Raw genomic sequence first — 13,626 nt, forward strand, 5'->3', positions numbered from 1 at the left:
TTCATCTTCCGTAAGCTTGATTACATATTTTCTGGGTCTTGCCATAGGAATCACCGCCGTTTTTTTCTTAGTATATACCAAAACAGCTGTATTTACCAGTATGTTTTAACTATATATCAACATGTCACAAAAATTTTTCAGTGGAATGTAGCCTATTACACAAAACCAATTATTCCAAAAGAAGAAAATATAGGTTGCTACTTTATTTATGATAATGATGGAGAATTGGTTTATATAGGTAAAAGCAATTCCAATTTATATGAACGCGCTTGTACTTCTGCTCAAGACAGAACCAAGGGCAATTTTTCAAGAATAGAATTATATTCTATGCCAACACATGCTGATACAAATATTTATGAATTGTATTTTATTGCAAAATATAATCCAAAATTTAATAGTGATTCGTGTTGTACAGATAATCCAACTTTTGAATTACCTGATATAAAACCCAAATACGCACTTGAAAGAATTGGTATAGAACCATTTGATGTAGAACAAATTGATGTAAAACCCAATTACATATCTTCCGTTGATTATTGGAAAGAACCAGAAAAATATTATTTACAAATTAGAGAAAAGTATGATTGGGAGGCTTTTCATAGGTTTCATTCGCAAAATAAAGATGGAATCATTAATATAGACGAATTTAGATCAAAAGTTCAAGAATTACAGAATAATGGTTATGTAACCTTTGTGTTTAACAATAAAAATAGTTGTTTTAGACAATTCACATAATCGAATGAAGAAATATAAATTGTAACCCATAAATTCAAAGCAAAATGTAATATCACAATTATTCTATACCCTACCACAAAAAGGAGAATAAAACCATGACAAACCAAACAAACTTAACAAACAAAATTTTATTAAACAGAAAAGGAGAAAATGCAGCAACTAATGACAGGAACTTTTTACAGAACAGGATTTAATAAGATCGATCATTCCGCTTTTGGCGGGGTAATATACCAATCAGATTTCAATACGAATAATAGAAAACTAACTCCTGATGGATCCGTCATAGCCCAAAAAATTATGGCGGACAAATTATGGATGGAGAAATTAATTAAAATAGCAGGAAATAAAAATTACATTAAAACAAAAAACGGAGGAATTAATAATGCTTAAATCAAATTACAGGGGAACAGCAATCGAAATCAATTTACCTGAGGAATGTGGACATGAAGGATATTCTGTTGAATGTACATATCGATATGATGTAAAGAAAGAGAAATATTTGCTTTCAATGTGGCTGAAACGTAAGGGGATCTGCAGTAAATTCAAAATAGAGCAACAAGAGGTAGATACACAGTATATTTCAAGTAGTAGAGAAACAATTACAAAGGATATCTGTATGATTGTTGAATATGCGAGTATGAATGGATACTTTGATCGGTTTATAGAATGCTTCGAATATGAGCAAAAATGTTTTGAATATGGAAATGATTATTATGAAAAAGAAAGGCTTATTACATATAAAAATGAATAGAGGCGATTATAAGTTTTTTAATAAAGCAAGACAAGCTGGAATAGTATCTGATTATTACAAGACACATATAGGATGTGTTGCTGTGCACCAGGGTGTAATCATAGGAATTGGGTGCAATTGCAATAAAACTCATCCAAGGCAAAAAATATATAATAAATATCGTCATCATTCTGATGTTATGTTACCAAAACTTCATGCAGAAATTAGTTGTCTTAATTCAATAAGACATTTGGATGTTAATTTTAGGAAAGTAAAGCTTTACATATATCGTATCAGGAAGGATCAACCTTTTGGTTTATCCAGGCCATGTCCTTCCTGTATGGCAGCTATTAAGGATTTGGGGATCCGGGATATTTATTACACCACTAATGATGGATACGCTTATGAGAGAATTGAGGAATATAACCTTGGAGGTATTGCTTAAAATTGAGTTGTGATATTTGTGGAAGAGTTAGTGGACATGATCCAAGATGCCCAAATTATTCTCCTCAGAAAAAATTATACTACTGCTCTTCTTGTGGTGAAGCAATCTTTAATGGAGAGGAATATATTGAGAATTTAAATGGCGAATATAGACATTCGGATTGTTTTCATGGAATAAAGGACTTATTGAAATGGCTTGGATATGAAATAAAGATTATGGAGAATACATATGAGTAAAATTATACGATTTATAAAAAGATTATTTAAGAAATACGAAGCAGGATACGAATATTGGGTAAATTTAAAAGATATCAAAGTTCCTGCTTATTATAAAATGACAAAAATTGGTACTGCAAAATGGAATCATAAGATGAGTTATTGGTTAAGAACTGGTAAGTTTGAGTCTCCTATTGTTTTACATAGAGATTTTAGACTTTATGATGGTTATTCCAGTGTAAAGATAGCATATTTGAAAGGAATTGATAAGGTGCCTGTGTATTTTGTGGATTAAATAGAAATTTCAAATGTGTAGTGAAGAAATATTAATTATAAGATAAATTAATGGAGGATTTATATGGATATTTTTGAATATTTGCCGCAACTGATCGTTGCTTATGATAGTAACGATGAATTTGCCAATCTTATTCATATAAAAAGAGCAAAGCAAGACGAAGAGTATTATTGTCCGTGTTGTGGTGGAATTGTGAAACCAAGGGCGTTAGATAGTACCAAGGAGCAATCGCATTATTATCATGTTACAGGAAAATGCACAAAAGAAAGTCAATTACATTTCTTCTGTAAAAATTGGTTGTTTGAAAAGGGAAGTAAATTTTATTTAGATGATGATTTGTTTGAAGTTGATTCTATAGATATTGAGAAAGCATGGGATACCTCTTTTGGCAAATATATGCCAGATATTACGGTATATACATCGTCTGGTGAAACAATTTATTTTGAAATATTCTTTTCTAACAGAAAAACAGGAGATAATTATTTTTGCAAGTGGGACGCTCTTGGAAATTCTGTTGTGGAAGTTAATATTAAAGAATATATGTGTAAAATTGACGCAAGTATTATTCCCAAATTTACATACTTGTACCATGATGGCATTTGTTATTCCAAAACATATGTTAAAAGAGACTTATATGCCACAACAATTGCAAAGATAAAGAATGAACTAACAAGACAAAAAGTTCTTGATTATAAAGCAAGGATAGAAAAATTAGACTGGTTCTGGCAAAAGATTATTGAAAACAGTTCAAAAGAAGATATATTAAAATGTATTGACGCTATGCCATTTGAAGATATGGTTTCATGCTTTGAAATTATAAAAAGAAAGCAATGTGTGTCTCATTTAAAGAAAGATGTATTGGGCACAATTAATAAAAAAGTAATAGGTAATATCAGGCATTCCATTGGTCTTCCGTTTGATGAAAATGTCTATTTTGATGTAAGACATTACAAAGGAAAAACATATGAAATTGGCATCAGGCTAAATATACATACTGAACATATTATATATAATAATTTTTATATGAGATGTAAACATAATGGATGGGATTTTGAAAAGTCTACTGGATACCCTAAGATAATTTTCAAAAGAAATATATTTAGTGTTGAAGAAATAGAAATACCAAAAAATAAAATTCCAGAACTAGAAGATGTATTTAGCAGGACTGTCGAATACAAAAAACAGCTAATGGATTATGAGAAAGAACTATCAAAATTTGAGGAAAATGGATATAAAGTTAGATTTAACAATAATTGTTATACTGTTTTAAAGGCAACAGAGACGAATAAACTTGAGTCAATTTTAGAAGGACGATATATTGAAAAACTAAGTATTGATTCATTGTATCAGGAAATCCAGCAAGAATTAAAGGCTAGAGCTGAGAAGGACTTTTTAGAAAATTATATAAAGGGCAAAGAAGCACAAGCACTTATTTCTGATTTGAGGAGTTATAAAAATGTTGACGCTAAAGTTCATGTTGGATATAAGAAAAAACACAATAACGATCAAGAACCTGGCATATATTTTGATTTGGAAATTTATAATGGAATCATTTATACTGAAAAACTCACGGTTGAAAAAGATAAGTTTTTATGTGTTATAAAATCTGCAAAGAGAGAAGTTGATAACTTCATAGAAAAATTCAATACTGTCATTGATTTAGTATCTCAGATAAATAATTGTAAAAATGGTTTTTGGAAAGCATCGTTAATTTTTAATCGTAGTGGCGTTCTACGCTTGGAAGTAGACCAAGTATATATTAGTCAATCTGAGTGGCACATGACAAAAGAACATATTGATTTATCAGAAGGCTACTTATCTTCTGATAATAAATTGCGTAATGCTTTAGTAAATAAAATGAAACTGGTAATGAAAAATATGGAACAATACGGTTATCGTGTAATGGAGGTGCGTCAGTAATGAGAAATAATTTATACATCCCATCAATTGATGCTAAGGATTTGTACCTATCCAATAATTTTATCAAAAGCACGCCTTATGGGTATAAACTTACCCGTAAGGACGGTACTGATAATTTGGGGAAATATATTAATAGTTTTGATTACAGTTTAGACTTAATAGAACTGAGAGATGTGGCAAGAAAGGCATATGGCAAAAAAGATTCTTTGTCATTTGAATATAAAGGGAAAGAATATTCTTCAAAAATCATAAACGTAACTTTTAAATATGCAGTCAAAGAGTTTAATAAGACCGCAAAAAACACTTATGTTAGAAATGGATATAATTTAAGAAATTATGATTTAACTGATGGATATGCTATAGATGTAGATAGTAATGGTGAAAATATTCTAGTGGCATTAAAAACAGATGAACCCTTTTACAATTCTGTAGACACTACTCTCCTACCCTCTTATTTTGCATGTACTTATGATAAAGAGAAAATGACATATACATATTTGTTGGTAAAGACAATAAAAACTGTAAAGTCGGCAAAATGGCTGAGAGAATGGTGTTATGAAAACGGATTTATTTGTAATGGTATTCATTATTGCCGGTTCAAAAGGTCTAGCGGGTCAGCAAGAGTTGGAAAATGTCTTTTTATTGATAAACGCTTGTATCCTGATATGCATAAATCTGAACAATGTGGTTTAGATATAAAAAAAGGTGACGAATTGGATATTGCTGCATTTGAAGCATATATATCGCTGCCAACAAGCAGCATTATAGACACACTTGAGATCCGCCCCGAAAACATACTTGTTGTTAATGACTGGACAAGTGTATTTCATGATAATGCTGTGTGTACTGATCTAGACGAAGACGGATGGTTGAAGACAGAAGAAAAAGAAATGGAGATTTCTAATTCCATTTGGGATGGGCAGTCCTTAATTGATTTTTCTATGATGGGAAAATACCTATCAAAAGGAATGTTGTTATTGCGAAATAAGTTTTTTAAGTCATGCTGCTTTAATACAAATATCCAAAAATTTTTTGAGGACAACAACATAATGAATGTTTCACAGTTAAAAGGGGCAACAATAGCCAAGGATATAAAAGATATAAAACTTATAACTACCCCATCCAGTATAAAATTTTATAAATTTGGGGATTTGAGAACATGGTTGGAAAATATTTATCCGTTTTTCGGGATTGTAAAGCATGACAAGGATACGCACTATTTTGGAGGGCGTATGGTTCAGGCTCATTACCAGCTTCTAAATACTTTGCAATTATCACAGGATGAAATTAAGCATATTGCAAAAGATGGTTTGGATTATATCAATTTAGTCAATACAGATGTTGATATTATGAGGTATCATTTGAAATTCAGCGATACGGAAGATGATACAGAATTTGAAGATAATAATATTATGAGGAATAAAAATGAGGTTGTATATAAACTGTTGAATTATGACTGTGATTTTCATAAGACACGTATTTATTATGACTTTAAAAAGGATTTATGTCGTTCTTATTTAAGGAATATGAAAAAGGGACACATTCTTCTGAACGGTACATATGCGACATTATTTGGGAATCCATATGAGATGTTGTTACAGTCAATAGGTAAATTTGATGGAACATCTATTCTTAAATCTGGCACAGTTCATAATACGAGATATCCTTATGGATGTGATATTCTTGGAAGTCGTAGTCCACATGTCACGATTGGAAATATTCTAATAACCAAGAATGTAGAAAATGAAACAATTGATAGATATTTTAATCTTACACCAAATATCATCTGTATTAACAGCATTGGAGAAAATATACTGGAAAGATTAAGCGGAGCAGATTTTGACAGTGATACTTTGCTTATTACGGATAATAAAATATTGATTAATTCCGCAAAAAAGAATTATCATATCTTCAAAGTTCCAACACGTAATATAAATCCTCCAAAATCAAAAAGACACTATACACCTATTGACTTGTCCGATCTTGATGATAAGACAAGTAACAATAAAATAGGCGAAATTGTGAATCTATCCCAAGAACTTAATTCATTATTATGGGATATTGTATCTAAATCTGGACAATCTGTAGAAGAGCAATATGAACAAATAAAAGAAATATATTATGATGTTTGTCAATTGGATGTTATGAGTAATATTGAAATAGATAAAGCAAAAAAGGAATATCCTGTAGATACTACAAGGGAATTGAAACGAATGAGGAAAAAATATGAGAATTTATTAACTACATCTGATGGGAGAAAACGTACTCCATATTTCTTGGGATTTATTGCAGATACTAAAAATTATAAAAATGTGAATCGAAAAGATTATCAAAAATATAATACCAGCATGGACTATCTTCATAATTGTATTGCCAAAAAAAGAGCTAGAAAATCTATGGGAAGTGGTTTTTTGTCTATTGCTGATATATTTAGTCCCAAAAAATTTAATAAAAATTTAGTAAATAAAAAGCAGGTTACAAAAATAATTAAACTTGCAAGCAGTACATCTGATTATATCAAGATGATTTCTGGCAACGCTTCTTTTTATGAGAACAGATGTTACTACATTACTCGTGCAAAAGAAGAATTATTATATGAAATTAATAAGATGAAAATAAACGAACATACAATGTATCGATTATTAAAGAACCTAGACACTAAACATGATACTTCTGTAAAAAATTTGTTGTTTTATGTCTTGTTTAATTACAAAAATGATATTTTAACCAATATGTTGGTGCAATATAAAAAAGTTAATACTTTTTTATATGAGGATAAAACTGGAGAAATTTACGTGTATGGAATCAATTTTTCTAAAAAAAGTTCCCCCAAAGCGATTTTGTAAGTTAAAATTTTTTCGCTAGTAGCGTAAAAATTTTAAGGTCAGGATAAGGAGCCATTAAGGGAGAAAGAAAAAGAGGTGAAAACGATAGTAAAATCAGAGTTAATTGATGAAACATGGAAGAAACTTAATGGTAAAGTTGAGAAGAATAATGTTGATTCTATAATTAAAACCTTTATAAAAATTGTTGGCAGAGAAATCAAAGAAGGGAATATTGTAAAGATAGAAGGGCTTGGAAAATTCTGCCCATATTATAAAACATATGTCGGAAAAGATATTTCTACTGGCAAGGAAAGAAAATTTGAAAACGAAAAACATATACGTTTTATCCCCAGTTCTAAGTTAAAAACTTGAAATTTATCTTTTCTTGTAGCATATTACAATGACCTACAGGTCTTGTAGTTAAAATATTAAATCAGAACAGTGATTTATCGCTTCTATCACACTTAGCGAGAATGTGAAATTGTGTGTGGTGTACACAACCATAAATGCGAACTTTAAAGTCTATGTTGGTAAACATATGTGGATGTCTATGCTTCCAAAAGCAGCATGACGTATACACAAGATTTCATCGGTTACTAATTCATTGCCAGTTCTGAAAACTATAAGGAACCCTTAAGTGGGCAATCAAAAATTTTTCGTCTAACATGTAACTATAAATAAATTGGTGTGATGTTGCATGAAAAACTTGTGAAACGTGATATAGACCAGTTAAGTTCACCAAGCGAGACTGTACGACTTCACATGCTCTGGAAGTAGATTTTGATTCTAACTCCCGATAATATTATACGAGAGTCGCCCTGGATCATAGGCGTTTACAAGGAGTATTCTATTTTTCTTATACAGGTGGCGGTACTGCTATTCTAGTGGTGTCGTCATTTGTTCTTTTTATATTAAAGTTGTGTGGAGAAGTTTGGTTGTTCTCGCTTGATTTGGGATCAAGAGTACGCAGGTTCAAATCCTGTCACAACTATTTTTTGTCTGTTTAGCATAAACAGTCCTCTGTTGCTTGGCTCACCGTTAATAGCCCAACAATTTGAAAAATATATAAATTCTAATAAAAATATAACACATGAAAGGAAAAATATTTATGGCAAAATCACAGCTAACAAAAACTAGAGTTATCACTGATAAAGTTGCAGTAAAAGGTATGCTATCCGATGATGGAACAGTTATTACTTATACAGATGAAAATAAGATTGAACAAGATATTACTATTGCTGAATGTTTAAAAGTATTTGCAGGAAAACCGATTGATTTTAGTGTTTCTATCAAATCAGAAGATGAACTTCCTGAAGAAGATGATGAGTGAAAGTAGGTGGCTACCATTACTGATACAAGAAAAATATCCACCGAAACAGAAGAACAATATTTATGGAGAATTGGTCAATCGGTAGATTCTGGAGAATTAGAGAGTTGGGATTCTATAAATGATATTGTAAATCATGAACTTTTAGGAGACGATGAAACATTATATCGTACTGAATCTGCATGGAGAAAGAAGTATCAAGCAGCTAAAAAATTCTATAATAATTGTTTTTCAAAAATGGAATCAATAGAATACCAACAGAAACTTGATGTAATGAATCGTGAACTTCAGCGTAACACAATCAAATTCCGCGATCAGAGACGTGCATGGAGTAAGCAAAATTATGAAAATACTCGTTTTGATGAGGTTATGGACATTATTGAGGATATTATTCCTACCATTGGTAATGCAAATTTTCAGATTCATGACATTCCTAAAGTAGATGGAACTACAGATTTACTTTGTTGCCTTGCGGATTTACATATAGGGCAGACATTTAAGTCTTTTTGGGGAGAATATAATAGTGATATAGCCAAACAAGAATTGGATAAATATTTAAACGATGTAATAAAAATTGCAAAAATACATAATTCTTCAAAAATTCATGTGTGTAGCATTGGAGATCAGATTTCTGGGCTTATCCATCAGACAATACAAATTTCAAATAAAGAAAATGTTATAGAACAGGTAAAATTAGCAATAGAATATATATCTTCTTTTTGTTATGAATTAACAAAATATTTTGAAGATGTATATTTTTATAATATAGACGGAAATCATTCACGTCTTAATCCAAACAAGGATAATGCCATTAAGGATGAACGTCTTGATGATTTGATTGGATGGACTGTATGTAATCTTCTTAAACATATATATAACTTCCATAATATGACACATAGAAAGTTTGATTCTACTATTGGAGAGGCAAATATTAGAAATAAAAATTATCTTCTCATACATGGTGATGTCGATACAATTTCTAAAACTGGTATAGGTAATTTAGTAACTATGCTTGGATTTTGCCCAGAATATATTGTATGTGGACATAAGCACACTCCTGCTATGAATGAGTTTAATGGAATACAGGTTTATCAGTCTGGTAGTTTTGCACCGTCTGGTGATGATTATACTATTTCAAAAAGACTATCAGGAATGGCTTCACAGACCGTTTTAGTGTGTGATGAGCAGGGTGTTCAGTGTTGTTATAATGTTAAATTGCAATAGAATACTAATTTTAATGGTGTCTGTAGTATCAGAATTAAATTGGGAGGCTTGTCAATATTATTGAAATCCGAAAGCCATAAACTAGAGATAGTCCAAGCCATTATAAACAAGTAAAACCGTCACGAGTGGTCGATTATTATATTTGGTTGATGAATCCACAAACACATGTGTTGGAGAGTAACTCGCTCAATCGCGAATACTACTCTCCTATTTTTGTTGAGAATCGGTAGTTCTTAAAAGTACCGAAAATTATTAAAATCGAAAGGAATAAAAATATATGAACAAAGTTGAATTTGTAAAGAAAATCGCAGAGGTATCCGTTGAGGAAGTAAGCCAAAAACAGGTAGGTGCTGTACTTGCAGCTATTGAATCTGTTGTTAAAGATGTTGTACTTGCTGATGATGAGGTTACAATCCCTGGTGTTTGCAAAATAAAGTCTAAGGATGTTCCTGAAAGAACTGGCAAGATTATGATGGGCGACAGGAAGGGTGAAACTTATATGACTCCAGAACATAAGGAAGGCTCTGTTAAAATTGTTAAATCACTAAAGAAAGTTTTTGAGTAATCTGGAGGTGTGGTTTACTTTGTATGACGAAATTGTAAAATCTGTAGACCTCACAGATGATGAATTGACTATCCTCAAAGAACTACTCTTCTATCGCTTGGATCAGTGTGTTTCTATTGGTGAAGAAATTACTGTGAAGGAGTTGCTTAGGAAATTGGAAAACTAAATCAAAGATTACCTAAGACTTGCGTTCAAAAACTGAGCGTAAGTCTTTTTTGCATGGAGAAGTATATAGCGTCCAATGTGATTTTAGGAAAATCTGTTTGGCTTACGGATTGTAAGTTGGATGTGGTATCAGAACCTGCGTTGGAATTATGAAATGGGATTATTGGAAGTCGCGATCCAGTAACGCAGAGTCACCTACCTCTCTCCCATTTCTTTATTTAAGTTGCGTAGGTGAGAAAGTAGGAAAAGATTTATGGGAAAAGCAATTTATTTAGATGTTGCTAATAAAAAAGTATTAGCAACAAAAATAACTTATAATGATTTAATTGTTTTATATAAACAATATATAGATAAATATGGCAGTGTTCCTATGCTTGCTCAATGTTTATCTATATATAATCTCCCACAATCAGGAATTGTTAAATCAGTTGTTAAAAATGAGGGTATTTCATATAATGAATTTTTATTACAATTTGGGAAAGTAAGAACTTTAAATGTGAATGGAATTCATAAAAATATTAGCGATTTGAAATATGATGACTTGGTTATTTTATATAATCAATATATAAATAAATTTCATGAATTTCCCACAGCGAATAAATGTACATATCAATATAATTTACCTTCAAGACAAACTATTCTAAAAATCTTAAAAGATTGTCAAATATCTGTTGATGAATTTAATAAACAATTTAGTATAAAAGACAAGAGACGTATTTATGAAGATATTCATATTGGTGATATTATTGGCAGATGGAAAATAATAGCAAAAGGTAAGAGCAAACAATCTAAAAAGAACAAAAATATTCCCTATTGGATTTGTAAATGTACATGTGGAAGTGGAGTAATTAAAGAGGTTGGCGAAAACGCTCTAAAAAGAAAACAATCATTAAGTTGTGGATGCTTAAGGAACGAGGCTGTTGCAAATTTAAAGGGAACAATTCGCTCACAATCATTTTACGATTGGTGCATAGAGCAAAATCATGAAGAATGGTTAAAAAGATGGGACTATGATTTAAATAATTTAGAACCACAAAATATTTCATATTGCGCACATAAGCAAGTTTATTTTAAATGTGATAAAGGAATTCATAATAGTACAAAATATGAGTTGGCGCATGTTTCTCATATGGACATTATACGATGTAAGTATTGTAATTCTTTTGCACAAAAGTTAATAGATGAAAAGGCGAAAGTGCTTTGGAATTATACTGGGATTATAACAAAAACAAACAAGATCCATGGGAAATTCCTGCATATTCAAAAGAACACGTATGGATTAAATGTACTAAAACAGATTATCATGGGTCATATAAAGTCTCTAGGCAAGACGCTTTAAGAAATGAGTGTCCGTATTGTTCCCATATAAGGATTCATCCAAAAGATAGCTTTGCTCAATGGATGATTGATAAATATGGCAAAAATAATTTTGAAAAAATATGGAATTATGATATGAATAAAATTAATCCATTCACAATAGCACCTTCTACAAGAACATCAAAAGTTTGGTTGAATTGTATAGACACAACCTATCATCCACCAACTCATGTATATCCTAATGATGTAAAAAATCATGAACACCATTGCAGTTATTGTGCTAAAAAATCTGTTTGTAAAGAAGATAGTCTTGGTTATATATATCCAGAGTCATTTAAATATTGGTCAGACAAGAATAATAAGACGCTTTATGAATATTTGCCATATTCAAATCAAAAAGTATGGTGGAAATGTAAAGATGGTATTCACAAAGATTATATCAGAAGTATTTGTGATACTGTAAATTATGAGTTTAGGTGTCCTAAGTGTTCATATGAAAAAGGAATATCGTTTTTACAAGAAAAAGTGGATACCTACATCACGGATAAATATGGCTATAATATGCTTCATGAACATAATTGTAATATTGTTCCTATTAATCCAAAAACAAATTTTCCGCTACCTTTTGATAATGAAATTGTCGAATTGAAATTAATTATTGAAGTTCATGGAAAACAGCATTACGAAATAACAGGATTTACACAATTAACAGCAAAGCATTATAATACAACACCTGAATATGAATTAAAATATCAAAAATGGAAAGATAACTACAAAAAAGAATATGCTTAAAAAAATGGATATTACTTTTTAGAAATACCATATTGGACTGAAATCAACAATGTATATCAGTCATTAATAGATAGTAAAATTAAAAAGATTTTAAAAGAAGCGGTTTAATATTTAATCACTTCTTTTTTGTTTGAAAGGAAGTGATACTTAATGCCAGAACGCAGCAAGCGAATTTGTCTTTATGATGAAGAAAAAGCGAAACAGATAAATCCAGAAACATTAAAATTGTTCCAAAAATATCAGATAGATATGTCAATTCGTGATTTATCTAAAAATACTATTTTACAGTATAATTCAGATCTTATGCAGTGGTTTATTTATATGTATAACAATCAATTTAATTTATCTGTAATCGAAGCTAAAGATGAAGATCTCGAAGAATACTATTATTGGAGAAAACAGCAAGGGAATAATGTTAATAGACAAAAACGTGTAATGGCTTCTATTTCCGCTTTCTATAAGTTTTTGCGTAAGAAAAAATTAATCGTAGAATCTCCTGTTGAATTTATTGAACGTCCAAAAGCAGGACAACCAATTACTGTGCAAACATATCTTACCAAAGATCAAGTACAGTTAATGCGTGAGAAATTACAGGAGCATGGAGATATTCAATTACAAGCTTATGCTTTTGTATCCTTAACTACTATGGCAAGAGTAAATGCTGTTGCAAATTTACGTTGGGAGCAGATTGATTGGGATGAAAGAATATTTTCGGACGTATTAGAAAAAGAGGGTAAAATTGTTGAATTATCTTTTTCGGAAGAAACAAAGAGATATCTTGAAAATCTTGTACAGTACAGAAAAGATAATGAAATAAATGATTATGGTTGGGTATTTATTAGTCCTTATGTTACTGAAGATAAGCCTATAAATAATGGAACTTTGAATGATTGGTGTAAAGTAATTGGAGAAATGATTAGTGAACCAACACTTCACTGCCACGATTTTCGTTATCCAAACTTAAATAAAATCCAAACCTTTCAGAAAAAAGACGTAAACCGCAACAAATACCGTCTGAAAAAGTTTGGATATTATTTTTATCTTTTTCTCTTGATACCGCAAAAATCCACA

General features: G+C 30.7%; 15 protein-coding genes and 1 tRNA gene. All 16 read left to right on the plus strand.

Going from position 1 to position 13,626, the window contains the following annotated elements; translation table 11 throughout:
- Positions 1–735, plus strand: a 735-nt coding sequence (locus NSB25_RS28165; RefSeq protein WP_257479356.1) for a GIY-YIG nuclease family protein, incomplete at its 5' end; no start/stop codon positions are given.
- A 150-nt stretch (positions 736–885) separates the two neighbouring features.
- Positions 886–1,125 carry a hypothetical protein gene (locus tag NSB25_RS28170; RefSeq protein ID WP_103242584.1) on the plus strand — a complete coding sequence of 80 codons (240 nt, stop codon included), beginning with the start codon at positions 886–888 and terminating at the stop codon, positions 1,123–1,125.
- A complete protein-coding gene (locus NSB25_RS28175) occupies positions 1,118–1,486 on the plus strand; it encodes a hypothetical protein (RefSeq protein ID WP_103242583.1) in 369 nt (122 codons plus the stop codon). Before NSB25_RS28170 ends, NSB25_RS28175 begins: the two co-directional genes overlap by 8 nt.
- Positions 1,449–1,910 carry a cytidine/deoxycytidylate deaminase family protein gene (locus NSB25_RS28180; RefSeq protein WP_242982637.1) on the plus strand — a complete coding sequence of 154 codons (462 nt, stop codon included), beginning with the start codon at positions 1,449–1,451 and terminating at the stop codon, positions 1,908–1,910. Before NSB25_RS28175 ends, NSB25_RS28180 begins: the two co-directional genes overlap by 38 nt.
- A gap of 2 nt (positions 1,911–1,912) precedes the next feature.
- A complete protein-coding gene (locus NSB25_RS28185) occupies positions 1,913–2,146 on the plus strand; it encodes a hypothetical protein (RefSeq protein WP_146040213.1) in 234 nt (77 codons plus the stop codon).
- Positions 2,139–2,420: a ParB N-terminal domain-containing protein gene (locus NSB25_RS28190; protein WP_103242581.1), complete on the plus strand. Its 282-nt coding sequence runs from the start codon at positions 2,139–2,141 to the stop codon at positions 2,418–2,420. The genes NSB25_RS28185 and NSB25_RS28190 overlap by 8 nt, the downstream gene beginning before the upstream one ends.
- Before the next feature lie 63 nt (positions 2,421–2,483).
- On the plus strand, positions 2,484–4,340 hold the full coding sequence (locus NSB25_RS28195) for a competence protein CoiA family protein (RefSeq protein ID WP_103242580.1): 1,857 nt from the start codon (positions 2,484–2,486) through the stop codon (positions 4,338–4,340).
- Positions 4,340–7,186 carry a hypothetical protein gene (locus NSB25_RS28200; RefSeq protein WP_103242579.1) on the plus strand — a complete coding sequence of 949 codons (2,847 nt, stop codon included), beginning with the start codon at positions 4,340–4,342 and terminating at the stop codon, positions 7,184–7,186. The genes NSB25_RS28195 and NSB25_RS28200 overlap by 1 nt, the downstream gene beginning before the upstream one ends.
- A 75-nt stretch (positions 7,187–7,261) precedes the next feature.
- Positions 7,262–7,537, plus strand: coding sequence for an HU family DNA-binding protein (locus NSB25_RS28205; RefSeq protein WP_103242578.1), 276 nt, complete (start codon positions 7,262–7,264; stop codon positions 7,535–7,537).
- A 543-nt stretch (positions 7,538–8,080) separates the two neighbouring features.
- A tRNA-Pro gene (locus tag NSB25_RS28210) sits at positions 8,081–8,156 on the plus strand.
- Positions 8,157–8,273: 117 nt separating this feature from the next.
- Positions 8,274–8,495, plus strand: coding sequence for a hypothetical protein (locus tag NSB25_RS28215; RefSeq protein WP_103242577.1), 222 nt, complete (start codon positions 8,274–8,276; stop codon positions 8,493–8,495).
- Positions 8,496–8,501: 6 nt separating this feature from the next.
- The gene (locus NSB25_RS28220; protein ID WP_242982636.1) at positions 8,502–9,716 is read left to right on the plus strand and encodes a hypothetical protein; all 1,215 of its coding nucleotides are present in this window, start codon (positions 8,502–8,504) and stop codon (positions 9,714–9,716) included.
- Between the two features lie 277 nt (positions 9,717–9,993).
- Positions 9,994–10,281 (plus strand): HU family DNA-binding protein, encoded by a 288-nt coding sequence (locus tag NSB25_RS28225; protein ID WP_103242576.1) that lies wholly within the window; start codon positions 9,994–9,996, stop codon positions 10,279–10,281.
- A gap of 418 nt (positions 10,282–10,699) precedes the next feature.
- Complete coding sequence (locus NSB25_RS28230; protein ID WP_103242575.1) at positions 10,700–11,785, plus strand: zinc-ribbon domain-containing protein; 1,086 nt, start codon at positions 10,700–10,702, stop codon at positions 11,783–11,785.
- Positions 11,695–12,555, plus strand: coding sequence for a zinc-ribbon domain-containing protein (locus NSB25_RS28235; protein ID WP_465220369.1), 861 nt, complete (start codon positions 11,695–11,697; stop codon positions 12,553–12,555). The genes NSB25_RS28230 and NSB25_RS28235 overlap by 91 nt, the downstream gene beginning before the upstream one ends.
- 150 nt (positions 12,556–12,705) lie before the next feature.
- Positions 12,706–13,626: tyrosine-type recombinase/integrase (locus NSB25_RS28240; RefSeq protein ID WP_103242573.1), on the plus strand; the 921-nt coding region annotated here is incomplete at its 3' end.

The sequence above is a fragment of the Acetatifactor muris genome (assembly GCF_024623325.1).
GTDB lineage: Bacteria > Bacillota > Clostridia > Lachnospirales > Lachnospiraceae > Acetatifactor > Acetatifactor muris.